The organism is Flavobacterium amylolyticum (assembly GCF_048284335.1).
GTDB lineage: Bacteria > Bacteroidota > Bacteroidia > Flavobacteriales > Flavobacteriaceae > Flavobacterium.
In genome coordinates, this window is record NZ_JBLVPG010000001.1 from 521287 (window position 1) to 539234 (window position 17948).

Sequence of the window (17948 nt, forward strand, 5' to 3'; positions counted from 1 at the left end):
AACTTTTTCTATTAAAGATTTATGAAATAATAGGAACTATTTTATCTACAAATCAACTATAAAACAATTAGACATTAGAACTTCGCATTTGTTACAAAAATTCATAAAAAAAGAATTGTTTTCCTAATTTTGCCTGACTTAACTAAAACAAAATGTATAAATTTTCATCTTCTCTATTTATAATTCTTACTACCCTAGTACTAACCAGTTGCGCTACATCCAACAAAATTGAGGCTTTAAAACCTGAGCCAGATGATGCTACACCTTTAGTGTATGATAACCTTGCCTCCTTTGTTAACATGCCCATTAGTATTAAACTTAAAGATATTGAAAATCAAACCAACTCAATACTCACTGGACTCATATATGAGGACAGCAATATTGAAGACGACAATATTGAAATAAAAGTTTGGAAAATGGCGCCCATTACAATAAAAAATGATGCTAGTACAAAAAGCGAAAAAATAAGAACCGTTTTACCATTAAAAGCTACCATTAAATATAGAATTGGCACAAAAAAAATGGGTATCGAAATGTATGATACCAGAGAATTCAACCTCAATGGTGTTGTTACTTTAGTAAGCGATGTGGCTTTGATAAATTGGAAATTAGATACTAAAACAGAACTAAAATCATTAGACTGGAACGAAAGTCCTACCATGGCAGTTTTTGGGAAAAATGTTCCAGTTACCTATTTAATTAATCCTGGCATAAAACTTTTCAAATCGAAAATTGAAAAGAAAATTGACGATGCTATTGCAAAAGCTATGGATTTTAAACCTACTGTTTTGACAGCTTTAGAAAAAATTTGCGTTCCTTTTCTCATGAATGACAATTATGAAAGCTGGTTTCGAATTGTACCAATTGAAATTTACTCAACCAATGCCAAACTTAAAAATGATACTTTCGTAATAGAAATGGGTATGAAGTGTAACATGGAAACATTCATCGGCAAACAACCAGAATCCAAATTCAACCCATCCAAAATTGTCTTAAAACCCGTAGCTAAAATTCCCGAGGAAATTACCGCAAATATTATCGCTGTTTCGAGCTATCATGAAGCCTCAAAAATCATGAGCAAGAATTTTGTCGGACAGGAATTTGGGTCTGGCTCTAAAAAAGTCAAAGTACAAAATGTGGCAATCTGGCACAAAAAAGGAAAAATGATAATTGCTTTAGACGTATTAGGATCTGTAAACGGAACACTATATTTGACCGGTTTTCCACAATATAACGACAAAACTAAAGAAATATTTTTTGACCAATTGGATTATGTTTTGGATACCAAAAATAAATTGATACGAACGGCAAATTGGCTTGCACAAGGTTTAGTACTCAAAAAAATACAACAAAACTGTCGCTACTCCATAAAACCAAACCTCGAAGAGGGCCAAAAAAATATAATGATTTATTTGAAAAATTATTCGCCCATGCAGGGTGTTTTTATAAATGGAAAAATGGAAGAGATTCAATTCCAAAAAATCCAATTAACAAATCAAGCAATTCTAGCTTTTATAAAAGTAAAAGGCATTGTGAATATATCCGTAAATGGATTACAATAGATTTTTTCTACATCCAGAAATTCAAAGATTATTAACTTGATTTATTCTTTTTCATTTTATAAATAGCATACCCAATTCCCGCAACAAGAATATATGGAATGACCATTAGATAAACAATTCCATCATTGACAGCTGCAGCTGTTACTGTATTGTCTTTACTTGTTAATGCTGCGCGACACATGGCACATTGTGCTTTTGCGGTCATTGAAAACAAGCTACAAAACAGTACAGAAAAGTAAACAAACACGGTTCTCATTGTTTTTACTCTTGATTCTGAACAATTGGTTTTAATATACATAATAAGGTGAAATCATTAAATAAACAACCACTCCGGTCACAGCAACATACAACCAAATAGGAAAAGTGATTCTGGCAATTTTTTTATGCCTATCAAAATTTTGTGCCAATGCTCTAACATATGTTATCAAGACCATAGGAATAATGGCAATAGATAAAATAATATGGGTAATTAAAATCAGTAAATAAACAATTCTTAAGGATCCTATACTTAATTTTTCTGAGTCCTCCAATATAAGATTATGATTTGAATCTCCAAACACAGCTGAAACCGAAGTCATATGATAAGCAACATACATTACAAGAAAAGCAATTGATAGCGCGATAGCACTTGTCATCAACCTTTCATGAAGTGCTCTTTTACCATTCTTAATCGCAATTACCGCCCCAATTAGCAAAACTGCAGTAATGCCATTGGTTGTTGCATAAATAGGAGGCAAAAAAGAAAGAGGTTCCACATCATATCCAAGGTCTTTTAACTTTACGCCAAAAAGAATAGCAACAGCTACCGGTATTATTACGGATACTGCTATTATTAACTTGCTGAATTTTTGTTCTAAAGAAATGTTTTCCATTTTATTCTTTTAATAAAATATTAATGTCTTGCTGGATGTTTCTCACCCCTTTTTTATCTAACCCATCATAATATAAAATTGGATTTCCATATTCATCATTTCTACAACGAATATTTCCATTTTTATCAATCAAGGCAAACAAACCTGAATGTTCAAACCCTCCTGCCACTTTTTTATTTTCTCCTGCATATAAATTAAACCCTTTGTTGGCTAGATTAAAAATATAGGCTTTATCTCCTGTAAGAAAATTCCAATTTGATGATTTTACGCCTAATAGCTTTGCATGCTCTTTTAATACTTCTGACGTGTCATGCTCTGGATCTATAGTTATAGAAACAATTTCAAAATTAGGATTGCCAAAAAAAGTTTTTTCAAGAACCAACAGACTTTCATTCATTTTTGGGCATATTGTAGGACAGGTTGCAAAGAAAAACTCTAAGACGTACACTTTACCTTTATAAGTTTCATTATTAACTTTCTTATTATCTTGATTTAATAATTCAAATTTAGGTGCTGGACCTATCTTAATTAACAAATCATCTTCTGCAGTTTTTGGATTGACTCTGTCGAGCCGCTCTCCTTGAACTACTTTGTCGTTTTTAATCCTATCTACTATTTTTGGAACTGCATAAATACCAAAGATCAAAATGATAAAAGAAATTCCTATGTATGATTTATTTTTAAACATATAATATAAAAATTAAATTTGTCTTGTAGCATTATTATTTTTTTTGAGAGCTGCACGGTATTCATAAAGAATTACTTTAAAATCATCTAACATTTCATTACTCAATTCTGCTGGATGAAATGTATTATAGCCCTCTTTGGTATTCTTTACTAACTTTCTTCCTCGAAGATTTCGTTTTTTATCAATAATATAGACCTTAGGAGTTCCCAACTTATCATCTAAGTTCTCAACCAATTTTAATTGAGCATAATAAGTATTAATCTCTTGAGGAGAGGCGAAGATAAAACGCCATTGGGCAACATCCGTAAAAGCAGACAAAGCATCAACTACTTTTTTAGCATCTTTTTCAGTTCCGGTTGGGCAAATTACCACAAACTGAACATCTTTGAATTCATGATACCTCTGGTAAATTTTTTGATTTAAATTGAAAAGATTTCCTCGGTTTTTTAAAAGCTCCGTTCCAGAAAATCCCAGAATAGTTACTTTACCATTCAAACTAACTTTTTTACCGTCTAAAGAGTGCCAATTTCCAAAATCTGCAGTGTTAGGTGTGACCGTTGGCAATTTAGTAAATCCATTTACCCCAGAAGCGAAAAAAAGATAGGCTACGATAGGTAAAATAAAAAGAACGAAAAGAACAATATTTTTTTTCATTGTAATGCTACTATTTAAAGTACAAAAATAAAAAAAGGTACGCAATGCGTACCCTTTTATTGAATTAATATCTTGTTAAAAATTCCATTTAATGGTAGAATTCTTAAAAACCTCATAAATATAATCCCCTTCAGTCAAAAGAATAAAGAGTAAATATAAAATCAGAAAAATTACTGGAAAAACAACTGCACTTCTTAAAGTACTTTTTTCACCTTCCATGTGCATAAATGCCCATACAATGTAATATGCTTTAAAAATAGTAAGAGCATAGAATATCCAATTAAGTAAATTCATACTTAAAAAATCATTCATGAAAAGAAAATCTGGTTTCAATATCCCCAAATAGACTTCTACTACTGTAACGGCAGATAATATTCCGAAAACTTTCCAGATTCTACCTATGTTAGATACGTGTTCGTGTGACATGATAATTACTTTTTGAAATTAAACTAGATAGAAAACTGTGAATACAAATACCCAAACTAAATCGACAAAGTGCCAATAAAGCCCTACTTTTTCTACCATTTCATAACTCTTTCTTTTTTCATACGTCCCAATTAATACATTGAAAAATATAATAATATTAATTATGACTCCTGAAAAAACGTGAAATCCGTGAAATCCAGTGATAAAGAAAAAGAAGTCAGCAAATAATTTACTTCCATATTCGTTTCTTTGCAAATTAGCCCCTTCAACAACATAATGTGCCTGACTCAATCGTGCTTCAGATTCTACTCTTGAAAGAATTGTTTTTCTCTTTTCTTTGGTTATTACCTCGGTTCTGATCAAAAGTTCTGGATGTGCTTTAAAACCCGCTTGCACTTCAGCTACAGAGTACGATGGTAAAGCAGGTTCACTCATGAACCATCTCCCTTTATTTGGTGTCAATTGTTCTCTTTCTTCCGGTAGAGTTGCAGCAAAATCAGCCAAAGCTACTCGATGTCCTTCTTTATCCACAAATTGAAGCAAACTACCTCCTTTTGTTTCAATAGCGCCATATTCGCCTTTGATGAAATTTTTCCATTCCCATGCTTGAGATCCTACGAAAATCAAACCTCCGATAATGGTTAAAAACATGTAAAGAACTACCTTGTTCTTTTTCATTTGATGCCCTGCATCAACGGCCAAAACCATTGTTACAGATGAAAAAATCAAAATAAAAGTCATTAATGCCACATAATACATCGGAGCAGATACTCCGTGCATGAATGGAAAATGTGTAAACACTTCATCCGCTAACGGCCATGTTTCAATAAATTTAAATCGTGAAAAACCATACGCCGCTAGAAATCCAGAGAACGTTAAAGCATCTGATACGATAAAAAACCACATCATTAATTTGCCATAACTTGCTCCCATTGGCTCATTGCCGCCTCCCCAAGTTTTTTCTTCACTATTTGCAGTAGTAACTGTCGCTTCCATAAAAGTTATTCGTTAAAAAGTTCCCAAATTTACGTTTTTTTCTTATTTAAAGAAATATAAAAACAAAAACAAATAAACCCACAATATGTCCAGAAAGTGCCAGTACATTGCACCTAGTTCAATTCCAAGGGTTTGAGATGAATTGTATTTTTGTTTAAAATGATTATAAATTATAATCAGAAGTGAAATCACGCCACCAGCTAGGTGAAACAAGTGCACAACGGTTACAACATATAAAAAAGTAGTGGTGATTGAACTTCCACTTCCGGTGAAATAATAACCATTATCTACTATTTGACCAAAACCTACAAACTGTAAAATTACAAAAATTATTCCCAATGCTAAGGTAGCTAAAAGAAGCTTTGTAGTACCAGTTTGATTGTTTTTTTGAATCGCTTTTTTTGCCAAATGAAAAGTGATACTGCATCCTATAATTGCAATTGTACTGTAATAAAATGCTGTTGGCAATTGAAAGTCCTTCAACCAATCTGCTCTGGATTTACTTACCACAAAAGCACTTGTAAGTCCCGCGAACATCATGGTCATACTTACCATGGCGAACAATAAAATCAATTTGTAGGACCTTGCCGTTCTCGATTTTTGTTCAGCTGCTGTCATTATCATCTCCATAACTATCTTAAAAATTTATCAACTATATAAACTAACTGTAATAATGTAATATAAGAAACACTGACTAACATTAAAGTCCTTGCTGCTTTTGCAGTTCTTAATTTGTACAAGCGAATGGAATAAAACAACATCCATAGTCCAAGTAAAAATACAACAATTGCGGCAATTGGCGTTATATACAACCGTCCTGTGTATCCTAAAACAGGTAAAAGCGATGCTAAAATAAGCCAAACTGTATATAAAATAATCTGCAAAGCCGTGCCTTTGTCTTTCTTACCTGTGGGCAACATAAAGAAACCCGCTTTCTCATAGTCTTCATACAAAAACCAACCAATCGCCCAAAAATGAGGGAATTGCCAAAAAAACTGTATTAGAAATAAGGTTCCCGCTTCTATCCCAAACTCACCTGTCGCCGCAACCCAACCCAACATAAAAGGAATAGCTCCTGGAAAAGCACCCACAAAAACAGATAATGAAGTCATCGTTTTTAATGGGGTATAGACACTTGTATATAAAAATATTGAAATAGCGCCAAACATAGCGGTTTTAGGATTGATCGTATAAAGTAATGCAAGTCCTATCAATGTTAAAAGGCTCGCTATAATTAACGCTGTCATTCTAGACATCCTCCCTGCCGGAACGGGACGATTTTTCGTTCGATCCATTAAGGCATCTAAATCTTTTTCGATAACCTGATTAAAAGCATTGGAAGCACCCACCATACAATATCCCCCAATAGCCAACTTTAACAACACCATCCAATCCAGAGAATGGAAGTCATAAATTCCAAGTATAAATCCTGCAATAGAAGAAAACACGACACTAATAGCAAGTCGAGCTTTAGTGATTTCTCTGAAATCAATGTAAACAGATTTTAATGAAACAGTACTTTGTGTTGCGTTCAATGCTAAAGATTATTTGCTTTGTAAAAACTTTTGCAAAAGTAGGGTATCAAAAGGGATTTGACAAAAAACAATTCATAAAAAAAAATACAAAACAAAAATAAAAATTAATAATCAAAATACCAATTAAAGATATCTGCCCTTAACCCCAAAGTAAACCAATTCGTACTTTCTCTAAAAGTAGTTGCCGTATTTTTGGTTGGGTCAAAACTTCTATAAATAAAACTACCAAAAAGTTTTAAATTTGTTGTTGGATTTATCAGATATCCCCCTTGTAAATCAGCAATAAAAACTGCCGTTTTATTTCCCTGACCCACTTTTACACCACTATCAAAAGGTCTGTTTTCATCATAATCTTTATAGATATTTCCTCCATAATTGAAATTATCTTGTGTTGTATCAAAATCCAATCCTCGAGTTCCGGTAGTCAATTTTACATCAGTAAAATACCGCCCTTTATGATAACGGGCTATGGCGATTAATTCCTTAAAATTTCCTCCCCATTGATGTCCTATACTTTGATTGTTGTGCCCATAATTAGTGATCGGCATACTATGAGAATAGACATAGGGACGGACATGATTGTACTCTAATTGCACTAGTAAATTATCCACCTTGAAAGCATTGTAATACTTGACGCCTAGCTGATAGCCATATTTGTTTTTCCAACTATTGTCTCTTTTCTTGACATCACCAAGAGAAAATTCATCTAGAATAAATTGTCCGTGTAAATTAATTTGATTGCTCCATTTGTATTTATAGGTCAACCCTAAAATCGCATTTCCGCTTCTCGCGGAAGATGCAAACTCAACAGAGCGATAAAAAACAATTGGATTCACAAAACTTACATCAAAACCTCTGTCATTAGTATTCGTCCAAATCACCGACTCAAAAAAGCCAAGATTCAATCTATTCGAAACATTCCAACTCAAATAGTGATTTGCCATAAACTTAGTAGCGTAGGTTCGTTCCAATGTTACTTCGGGACGAACATCTTTGAGCCACATATAAGTATTGGTATATTTAATTTTCCAGAAATTCGTATTCAATTTAAAGTACGGATAGGGACTGGCGCCATCACTTTCTAACAAAGAACGGTAACCATCGCCTATAAAATTCCTCCCATAACCCAGCTGTAAATCAATATATTTACTAGGAGCAAACGTCAAATTGGCTTCTGCCAAAGGGAAATCATAGGCATCCGTTTTAAAATCTTTTGCAATTCCAATACCAGGGATAATTGCAGGATTTCCCCCCGCAGGTCTAATGGATTCGGCATAACGATTGTAGTAGTCCGAAAAACGGCCTTGACTTTCAAAAACAGTTGTGGTAAAATTCAGCGTTTTTCCTAAACCGCCGCGAAAATTAATGCCCCGTGTATTCACATAGGTATAGGACGCTTCACTTTTTGATGCTTTCCCAACTTGTACATCAAAAATAGGATTCAGTGTAAACCAGTAGCCTTCCCCTTGAATTTCTACAGTATTTTCATTCCATAACTTTCTCGCCCACCAACTTGAGGCCTTCTTTTTTAACTTCTCATTGACTCCTTTCAGGTCATAATACTTTGATACCTCAGCATACGTGTAGGGTTTAGAAGCTGTATGATTGTTGCTTCCCATCTGATTTAATGAAGCATCAAATTGCGCATAATAGCTATGCGAGAAAGGAACATTTAAATGACTTTCTAATTCAGGACTATTGAATTTCTTATAAACAATACTATCCAGCTCTGTTAGCTTTTTAGTATTGTTTGGTATGATTTCGGCTTGTGCCAATGTTTCAGCAACTACTTCCGCTCTGCTTTTCAATGGGATCGAAATTGCCATTGTAAATCTCGCATAGGTTGGTTTTCCGTTATACGTTGAAGGTTGTATTTTGGGAAATTCACTAAAAACTCTTTTCGTTTCTTCTATCAATTTCTCCTCAATGGCATCCACATAAATCACTTTAAAAAAACCCTCGCCGTTTACCTCAAAAAGTACTTTTACATTACCCTGGAAACCATTTTCTTTTAAATGCTCTGCAACTTCAAAATTTGCAAAAACAAAATCCTGTACTTGATCGTAAAAGCAATTCTCCAATACTTTAGACTGCACGTTCACACAATTGGAAAAAACAGGAAAACGTTCTGCAGAATTACCGGATTGTACCGTTACACTTGTTATTTCCTGAGCAGAAATAAAAAAGGAATACAACAGCAAAAGCAATGTGAACAATCCTTTTTTCATGCTTAATTTCTTTTTCAAATTAATATTCATTATCTAAATTTTGACCATCAGCAATCCTTTTTGCCCCGGAGGTTCCTATTCGTTTTACACCCAACTGAATCATCGCAACAGCTTCTTCATACGTTCTGACTCCCCCTGCAGCTTTCACCGGAAGAGGACATGCATTTTCAAGCATCATCATTATTGCTGAAATAGTAGCTCCATTTGGTAAATTATTCTCCGTTTTATAAAATCCTGTTGAGGACTTCACAAAAACCTTAGAAAAAAACTCTTGTTCGAAATTAGAAACAATTACATTTTTTATCAAACTTGATAATTGAATAATTTCTTTATCATTAAGTGCCGCTACTTCAATAATCCACTTTACTACTTTATTATTAGATAACCCTAATTGAGTACATTTTAAGATTTCTTCTTTTATTATATCAGTTTTACCATCTTTGAAAGCTTCATAATTGCAAACAAAATCCAAATCATCGGCACCATCTTGAATCGCATTAAGGGCTTCTTTAAGTTTATCTTCAACTGAAGATTTGCCTTCAGGAAAATCAATCACAGTTCCAATCTGTAGAATCGAATTAGCTTTTGTTATCATATTTTTAGCAATTGAAACCATTTCAGGACGAATCATAATCAGTTTAAAATGCTCCTCAATAGCTTCCTGAACGAATCCCTGAGCAACAAGACTATTTTGCGTTTCATTCATACCCGCTTGCTCCGCAGTTTTTAAATAGGTGGAATCTAAATATTGCCTGATATTCATAGCGTTTTTTGATTTCTTAATTTTACCAAATTATAACACACAAAAATACATTTTATCCGAACATAACTTTCATATAAAACTCTTCTATTTGATTTATTTAGAACTATGACAAATATTTGACTTAGTTTATAAAAAACACATCCTAAACAACAGTCTTACGTACATAAATATTGCCTTTGTAAAACACCCAAAAACAAAAAATCCCACCGAAGTGGGACTTTATATATTTTTTGAGAGTTATCTTTGCTTAGTATTCAGTCCAAATAAAATCACAACTCCTGCAGCTAAGGTTGCTCCAGACAAATTTGCTAAAACATCAAAAACATCTGCATGTCTGGTTTTGGTTAACATCTCCTGCGCAATTTCAATTCCAATGCCAAAAATAACAGAAAACAGAAACGAAACCATTAAGGGTTTTAAACCATTTATTGCATTCGACCGACTTTTTAAGACCAAGAAACAAAGCATTGTCAATACAAAATGAAAAAAAGCATGGACAAATTTGTCTAAATTTGCAACATTTCCCAAAGGGACATTATTCAATTGTACCAAACAAAAAAAAGCAATTGTTCCGGCCCATAGTATAGCAGCCCAAAAATAGAATTGTTTAAGCACCTATTAATTCTTTATACGAATCGCTGGAAAGTAACCCATCGACTTCATCCAAATTTGCTATTTTAATTTTGATCATCCATCCAGCACCATATGGATCTGAATTCACACTTTCAGGAGTACTCTCTAAAGTATCATTGAAAGCAATAATTTCACCTGCAATAGGAAGAAATAAATCTGAAACTGTCTTAACGGCCTCTACTGTTCCAAAAACTTCATCTTTCTCTAATGTTTGGTCTAACGTTTCTACCTCAACATATACAATATCCCCTAATTCTTTTTGTGCAAAATCAGTGATCCCTACTGTTGCGATATCGCCGTCAATACTAATCCATTCGTGATCTTTAGTGTACTTTAAATTTGCTGGTATGTTCATCTAAATTGTAATTGATAATTATTAATTGAAATTCTCTGTGACAAATGTAACAATCTTCTGTTCAAATCTGGTTTAGATTTTGAAAAATTAATTTCCAAAATTATACCTTAGCGTAAATCCAGATCGAACATTGGTCAACGGAAAAGAAGTCGAAATTACCGCTTTCGAAAAAGAATGATCGTAATAAAAAATAGCCGTCAGATTTTTACTGAAAGCATAATCAGCCGTTAATTTTACAGACCATATATTTTGTCCACCTGCCAGTTGATTGTTATTATAATCTAAATACCGAACAATAGTTTGATTGTTACGATAGGACACATCTCCTTTCAAATTGATATCACTTTTTATTATTCCTGTTGGATTATCCGCAAGACGTGAAGAGAAAATCACATCTTTAAATCGATATCCCATTCCCACTATATATTCAATTCCTTTTACTTCTGTCAATAAATTATTGTCAAAACTCATGGACAAAGCCCTGTCTTTTTTAATTTCGGTGAGTACTTTTAAAGAGCTTTTTAATTCAAAATCCATTCTTAACAACGGACTGAATTGTTCTACTAAGTTAATATTTGACATAATCGTCTGATTGTAAAAATTACCGTTTGCATCTACTCCATCTGGTGCATTATCATATTCAAAATTCGATCTAAAGGCGTTTATAGTATATGATGCTCGATAATTGTGTTGCAAGGAGAAGCGTTTAAAATTCTTTTTGAAAACACCATAACGCATCAATCCATTGTATTTTATCGCCCAGTTCGGTATTGGAAAACTTCTAAAAATCCCCAAGGAAACATTGGATGCATCACCTCCTGAATAGGCTGCTAAAAAGGCCGGTAACAATACGGCTTGATTATTTTTGCCGTATCCCAATGGAAAGCCTTCGGCATCTCGATTGTTAAGATTGTTTATGTCGATTCCTCTTTCAGTTGCCAAGCGATTTGCCACGGTAAGTCGGTTCATTCTAAAATCATCAAAAGCTGCTGAGCTATTTTCATCACTCACGGAGAAAGACGTTTTAATCAAAACTGCCGAAATAGAGAAAATACCGGTATTGTAGGGCGATCGGGCATTGTAAACTCCATTTGAAACATCGTATTGTTCTGAAAAATTTTCAGAAAAAGCCCTGTCTAATGTCAGATCAATTTTTAGATCCGGAAACAAATCAACATTAGCTGTAGCTTTAAATAATTTATTGGTTACCTGAGAGAAGTTTTGATTGAAGTCCGGATAATTCGTTAACCATCCATTTTTAGCTGCTTCGTAACGCACATCATCTTGACTTCCAAATATAAACCCTAATGACGGTCTTGAAGAACCCAAGAATCCAACACCGGGAGTATATCCTGGTAAAATCGTACCGCTGTTGTGGGTATAATTCATTTGAATATTCTTAACACTGGTCAAAATTCCAATTAAACCATCAAAAAAAGGATTGTTCTTTGGAATTTGAGTCGCGTTATTATTCACTATTTTTTCACCTGGTTTTGGGGCTGCTACTTTTGGTTTCGGAACCGTTTTATTGGTGTTTTTTGTTACTCCTAAATACTTATACAACAGTTCCATATTGAATGCTGCACTCAGATTGTTGGAACTTGCATTTTGAATGGTATTCCCCAAATTATAATCATTCCCATCAATTTGTATTTGAGACAGTGCATTAGAGGTACGTTGCCAGCTGTAGTCCCCGGTATACGAATAATTTGCTTTTACGAAACTGAATAAAGGAATTTTATTAATTGGAATTTCATAATTTAAAACCAATTGTTGCATGTGCTGGTTTGGATCACCAATATCCCAATAACTGTCCCAAATGGTAAAGCTATCAATAGGCTCATTATCTGCATTCAAATAATTTTTAACAATATTACTCGAGGAAGCTGTATAATTTAATTTCAATGATTTAGTCAAATTATAATTGAAGCCGTATTGATAATTAAAAGCGAAATTTCTGCGGTATAAAGGATCCAGACCTATCCCTACAACTTCAACTTGTCTAAATTGTTGGCGGTTGTATTGTCTGATAATGGTACTGTTAAATGAAATATTTGACGGCAAATAGTTGAAATTTAAATCACTTAAAAGCTTCCAATAATTGCTTTTTTTCATGAATTTCGATTTCTTGAACGGCTCCACTGCTTTAGGTTTAAAAGTGTATGCATAATCCACCGATGAATTCACTTGCTGATCTACATAATCTTCAATTTCAAAATCATGTCGTTCTACTTCATTGAAAGACTGCGAGAATGTGAAATTTTCCGGGTCGTAAACACGTTGTTTCTGTTCTGGTTGACGTTCTTTTCGTACACCAATAAAGTTTATACTCTTGCGCTTTGTGTAATCAACGGCTCTACTGGTAATATTGTCCTTTTGATTTTGATCCACAGTATTCTCAAGTAATAGTTTTAATTTAATATCTTGATTGAAAGGGTCGTATTCTGGAGTTATGGTTTCTTCGCCAATAGCGTAATTAAATGGCAAATTAACCCCCCATTTTTGAGGCAATAATTTTCCAAGGTTTACATTTGTTACAATACTGTATTGTTCCGTATCCTCCCGACTTCTTTCGTTTGGTCCTTGTTCTAGCGATCCAAAACCAATAGTGCTTTTTCTGCCAGAAGCTGAAACAGTCGCAAAATCAGCTAAATTTGAATCCACATTTAAAACCGCCGCCATTCCGCCTTGGTTGTCCATATCCGCCAAGCGAAGCTCATTAAACCAAACCTCCCCTTTTATATCGTTGCGAAGGTCACTGTTTTTCAAACCTACCATTAGTGTTCTCACTAAGCCAAAGTTAGGATTTCCTTTTATCCCTAACTTTAAAGTAGTACTGCCGTCTCCATCTGGCATACTGGGATCAGTGTCTGGATAATAAATACCGTCTAATGGCAATGTACTTTGATCTACACTCATTGCTAAAATCTTCAATTTAGTCAATAATGCCAAAGACAAATCAATTTCATTCTCTTCTGGCCAAACTGCTTCAGCACTCAAAGGAGAACAATCAGCATTGGATCCAGATGAAGGAATGGTTACTTTTAAAGGAATCTCAATTTGATAGAAATTTTGGGTGAAATCATTTCCAAAACGAATAAAACCTACCATTTGATTGTCTTGAAGTGCGATTTCGCCCGTTAAAGATTCCGCGTGTAAAAACATTTTCAATTTCTTGAATTGCCGCATATCAATACTTACATTTTTAAAAACAGCTCTGGAATCTTCTGGTTCTAATCCGTCTCCGGAAACTCTTAATGCCAGGGATTGCTCATTCTGATTGATAACCGTATTATTATTGTATAATTGCTCTCTCTGTACACCTGGCGGAGTAATATAATTCACAGGACATCTTTCGTTATTTTCCTGAACGTTCACGGCCAAAACATCTAAATTAGTGTTGTCATCCGCACTATTTGTATCATTAAAATCAAGGGTATTGGTATACCTTCTCCATTCTCCACGCACTAAATCCAAGGCTCCAAAACGAACCGTCACTTCGTCATTAAAACCTGTCATGAACATTCTCATAAAACGGATGGATCTAAAATCAGAAATGTTTCCAATAACATTTTCTGGCTGAGAAACCGGAATTTTAAACTGTAACCATCTGGCTTCAGTGGTAGAACCATCTGGCAGGGACACCTGCGTGTTTCTTATATCAGTAATATAATTTTGTCCAATACTCATTCCGGGTTGTACATCAATACTATATTCATAGTAAGCATTGATAGTATTCATCGTATTGTCCCTGTTTATATCTTCCACATCAGGAACTGTTGATGATCCTCTGTTAGGATCATTAATATCCACGGCGGAGTTACCATCGGTACCATTATACATTTTATAACGGTCTAAGATACCTCCTGATGCATTCAAATAAAAAGTATAATCATCTGCTGCAGGATCTAGTTCTGATGCGAAATTAGTATACACGGATCCTTCATTTGCATTAGCCAAACCATCCAACCCAATATCTTGATTCCTTCTATTCTCAGCATTGGTGTCAAAAGCATAAATCAATGATTGAGAAGCAGGAACATCACCCCACAGCGGTCTTGGATTTACTAATATCTGGCCAGGACCAAGTCCATTCTCATATTGTTTTCTTCCATCTTTTAAGACATCCTCCGCTATTTCCCCTAAATTGAAATATATTTTTCCAGTATTTGATTGAGGAGCCTGACCATTTCCAACGTACGGGTCTAACACCCAAAACTGAATGTATTCCACATTTCCTTGTTCAAAATTTGTAGAATTTAACGAACGCATAATCCCTCCAAAATTTTCTGCTGGGTTTAAAGCTCCATTTGGATTATTGTTATAGGGTCCCCGATCAGATGGGTAATAACTCAGATCTAACGTATTTATAATTTGCGATTGACCTTGTGCAATATCCGTCAAAGGATACAATTCCTCACTAAAAATTCTTCGGGTTTTATTGAAAGACAAATCTTCATTAGAGATTCCAACGGGCTTTTGCGTATAAAAAACAGGGTCAATAGAATACCATGCTAATCTGGCTCTTTTGAATCCATAGCTCAAATCATTAGCGCTAGCATTAAAATCATATGTACTTGTAGCGTTTCTATCGGGTGTTGATGCCAGACTCCAAGAATAAGGAGAACGCATATCGATGGTAGATTGGGAACCTTCAAAATCATCTACATAAATGGTAGATTCTCCCTGAAACTGATCTGCTTTTGGTGAATCTGGTTTCAAAAAGGCTATTTCCCCTCGTACCGAAAGATTCGAAGGCACATCAGTATCAATATTTGGTAATTTATTTACCAAACGGGTTAGGAAAGGAACTTCGGTAGAGAAATTAGTATTGAATCCAAAAATGGTATTGTTTACGGATTCCTGCCCAAAGCTTGATTTTTGTGTAAACGGTCGTTCAGACATTTTTAAGAATGTACCCCCAACCACAAAGTTTTCGGAAATTTTATGCTCTACATTTAACCCCATAAATCTTCTGGTTTGTTGACCAAAAACAGAATTGTTTTCTAATGACACTTCAATAGGTGTATTTGATGCTTGCAATGAGGGGTCCAAAATTTGAACGCGGCCTAACTGATAATTGACGCTGTAATCAATTCCTTCCACTAAAACTCTTCCAGCCGCAGTAACTACTACTGATCCTTGAGGAACATTGAATGCGCCAATTGGAATTCCGTCGCTACCAGTCGATTTGTATTTTCCTCTCAATAGAAATTTATTTTTATCGCTGTCCTGCAAAGCGCCAGATTGGGTATTACGGTACATGTTACGAAACACGTATTTCTTCTGATTTTCATTATAAGTACTAACATTGTTATAATTTTCTGCTGAACCCGTATTAGACAATTTAGAAAATAATAGTTCCCCAAAAGGTTCTTTAGTGGTGAATATTATTCTTCCGTTTTGCGCATCTATTGTCAAACCCGGTAGGAAATCAAAAAAACCATCTCCACCGGTTTGCGGATCATTATTATAATTTAATTTATCTAAATTAAATACTTTCAACAAAGGGGTTTCGGCAACTTCATTTTCTTTGGCAGGATTTGCTGGAAAAGGAATTCCTGCAACTTCCGTAATGTAATTTAATGGTGAAGGATCTGTATAAAGAATGTTAAACCTAAAATCTTCTTGTTTCAATTGATAGCCACCTTGAATCTGATAAATATTTTTCATCATCAGGTTCCAGACTGGATTTTTTACGTTGGTCAAATTGCTTTTCAACATTTTCAAGACTAAACTTTGTGAAATAATTGCTTGGTTTGAGGGAGTATTTCCTGTTACCACGGTTGCATCTACGCCATCGTTACCAAATTCTCCCACCTGATACACTTTGTCTCCTATCGTATATTGATAGGCAACTGCTAAAACCTCATCGTTAGCCAATCGTTGTTGCAATGAAATATACCCTAATTGCGAATTGAAAGTATATTCATTCGGATTCAATTTTCTGGCGTTTTCTAATTTAGAATAATCCTGCCCCTCACTGACAGTGACGTTAAACCCCGAATTTGCAGTTACTATTTCACGAATATTACGATTCAGCAAACCTGCTCCCGTAAGTATTTGAGAGGGATCATAATCATTATTAGAGTTGTCCGTAGGAGAATCTAAAGGATTGTTAAAAATTCCTGATGAAGGGTCTAAAACTACCACTTCATTATCAGGTAATCCAGACAATTGCCCTTCCCCTAAATCCTGAAGCGCAATAATATTTCTTAAATTATTATTGGTCGTTGTAACGCGGTTTTGTTTGTTGGTTACCCAAATTTCGATTCTCGAGATTTGAACCCTACTATCAACAAAGGGATAATTTACCAGTGATTTATCGTACCTACTTCTAAAATATTGGGAAAGGAAAAAATGCCTGTCACTATCATAATCTAGAGCAAACATCTCGAAATCCTCTATTGTTCCACCGCCTTGAGCAATTAAACTTTTAGTTTGTGATTTTTGTTCCGAAAAAACGCCAGTTATAGTTGTTTTCCCAAATTGTAGTTGCGTTTTTACACCAAATAAACTTTGAGCTCCTCTTATTAGAGAACTATTTAGTGGCATACTCACATTTCCTACTTCAATTTTTTGAATAATATCATCTTCTGAAGGAGCGTAATCTAATTTAATTAAATTTTGAAAAGCAAATGTAGACTGGGTGTCGTAATTTGCATTAACATTAAGTCGTGTACCCACTTTCCCCATCAGACTCATACTGATCCTTTGATCAAAATCGAAAGATAGCGTAGACCTATTTCTTGGCGAAAAGGATGGATTATCTTGTTTTGTGTACCGCATTCCCAAATCCATTTCTACGGATCCTGTAGGCTTCACATCAATAGTATTACTTCCAAAAATAGATTCAAAAAGACCCGATTTTACATAATATCTGGGCAACAAATCCCTTTTAGCCAGTTCGCTACCTTCTTTTTTTCCATCAATAGCATCTACTTTTTTCTTGAAGTAATCTCGCATGGATTCTTTCAAAACAAGATTTTCGTATTCTTTTGGAGTTAAAATTATAGGATAATTAATAGAAAACCCATCTACGGAATTCGTATAAACATAACGATCCGTAACAGGATCATACGTGTAAGCCGAAAGAATACTTTGAGGGTTTTTTAGTTGAAGTTTCCCAATGGAAAAACCAGTTTTAACGGTATCCTGAGCTGTCTCTTTTACTTGTGCCTGCGACACTAATCCACAAAATAAAACAAGCAAAAAAATACAAATTTTATGCATACA

14 protein-coding genes are annotated in these 17948 nt (G+C 34.4%); 1 reads left to right on the plus strand and 13 read right to left on the minus strand.

Annotated elements, in window-relative coordinates; translation table 11 throughout:
- Nucleotides 1-152: 152 nt before the first annotated feature.
- Nucleotides 153-1562 (plus strand): DUF4403 family protein, encoded by a 1410-nt coding sequence (locus ACNQF9_RS02350; protein ID WP_417958654.1) that lies wholly within the window; start codon nucleotides 153-155, stop codon nucleotides 1560-1562.
- A gap of 31 nt (nucleotides 1563-1593) precedes the next feature.
- Here the strand turns inward: ACNQF9_RS02350 and ACNQF9_RS02355 are convergent, their stop codons facing one another.
- The 13 genes from ACNQF9_RS02355 to sov form a co-directional block, all read right to left on the minus strand.
- A complete protein-coding gene (locus ACNQF9_RS02355; protein WP_417958655.1) occupies nucleotides 1594-1767 on the minus strand; it encodes a hypothetical protein in 174 nt (57 codons plus the stop codon).
- A gap of 82 nt (nucleotides 1768-1849) precedes the next feature.
- Nucleotides 1850-2434, minus strand: a complete 585-nt coding sequence (locus ACNQF9_RS02360) for a DUF420 domain-containing protein (protein WP_417958656.1) — start codon at nucleotides 2432-2434, stop codon at nucleotides 1850-1852.
- Between the two features lies 1 nt (nucleotide 2435).
- Complete coding sequence (locus ACNQF9_RS02365; RefSeq protein WP_417989568.1) at nucleotides 2436-3122, minus strand: SCO family protein; 687 nt, start codon at nucleotides 3120-3122, stop codon at nucleotides 2436-2438.
- Nucleotides 3123-3134: 12 nt separating this feature from the next.
- The gene (locus tag ACNQF9_RS02370; protein ID WP_417958658.1) at nucleotides 3135-3776 is read right to left on the minus strand and encodes a hypothetical protein; all 642 of its coding nucleotides are present in this window, start codon (nucleotides 3774-3776) and stop codon (nucleotides 3135-3137) included.
- 75 nt (nucleotides 3777-3851) lie between these two features.
- Complete coding sequence (locus tag ACNQF9_RS02375) at nucleotides 3852-4202, minus strand: cytochrome C oxidase subunit IV family protein (protein WP_417958659.1); 351 nt, start codon at nucleotides 4200-4202, stop codon at nucleotides 3852-3854.
- An 18-nt stretch (nucleotides 4203-4220) separates the two neighbouring features.
- Nucleotides 4221-5198 carry a cytochrome c oxidase subunit 3 gene (locus ACNQF9_RS02380; RefSeq protein WP_417958660.1) on the minus strand — a complete coding sequence of 326 codons (978 nt, stop codon included), beginning with the start codon at nucleotides 5196-5198 and terminating at the stop codon, nucleotides 4221-4223.
- Between the two features lie 42 nt (nucleotides 5199-5240).
- A complete protein-coding gene (locus ACNQF9_RS02385) occupies nucleotides 5241-5828 on the minus strand; it encodes a cytochrome c oxidase subunit 3 (protein ID WP_417958661.1) in 588 nt (195 codons plus the stop codon).
- Between the two features lie 2 nt (nucleotides 5829-5830).
- Entirely contained in the window at nucleotides 5831-6733 is a 903-nt protein-coding gene (gene cyoE / locus ACNQF9_RS02390; RefSeq protein WP_417989569.1) for a heme o synthase, read from the minus strand.
- Between the two features lie 104 nt (nucleotides 6734-6837).
- Nucleotides 6838-8991, minus strand: a complete 2154-nt coding sequence (locus tag ACNQF9_RS02395) for a gliding motility protein RemB (RefSeq protein WP_417989570.1) — start codon at nucleotides 8989-8991, stop codon at nucleotides 6838-6840.
- A complete protein-coding gene (gene deoC / locus ACNQF9_RS02400) occupies nucleotides 8981-9724 on the minus strand; it encodes a deoxyribose-phosphate aldolase (RefSeq protein WP_417958664.1) in 744 nt (247 codons plus the stop codon). The genes ACNQF9_RS02395 and deoC overlap by 11 nt, the downstream gene beginning before the upstream one ends.
- 237 nt (nucleotides 9725-9961) lie before the next feature.
- Nucleotides 9962-10339 (minus strand): VanZ family protein, encoded by a 378-nt coding sequence (locus tag ACNQF9_RS02405; protein ID WP_417989571.1) that lies wholly within the window; start codon nucleotides 10337-10339, stop codon nucleotides 9962-9964.
- A complete protein-coding gene (gene gcvH, locus ACNQF9_RS02410) occupies nucleotides 10332-10712 on the minus strand; it encodes a glycine cleavage system protein GcvH (RefSeq protein WP_417958666.1) in 381 nt (126 codons plus the stop codon). The genes ACNQF9_RS02405 and gcvH overlap by 8 nt, the downstream gene beginning before the upstream one ends.
- 87 nt (nucleotides 10713-10799) lie before the next feature.
- Complete coding sequence (gene sov / locus ACNQF9_RS02415) at nucleotides 10800-17945, minus strand: T9SS outer membrane translocon Sov/SprA (RefSeq protein WP_417989572.1); 7146 nt, start codon at nucleotides 17943-17945, stop codon at nucleotides 10800-10802.
- Nucleotides 17946-17948: the final 3 nt, after the last annotated feature.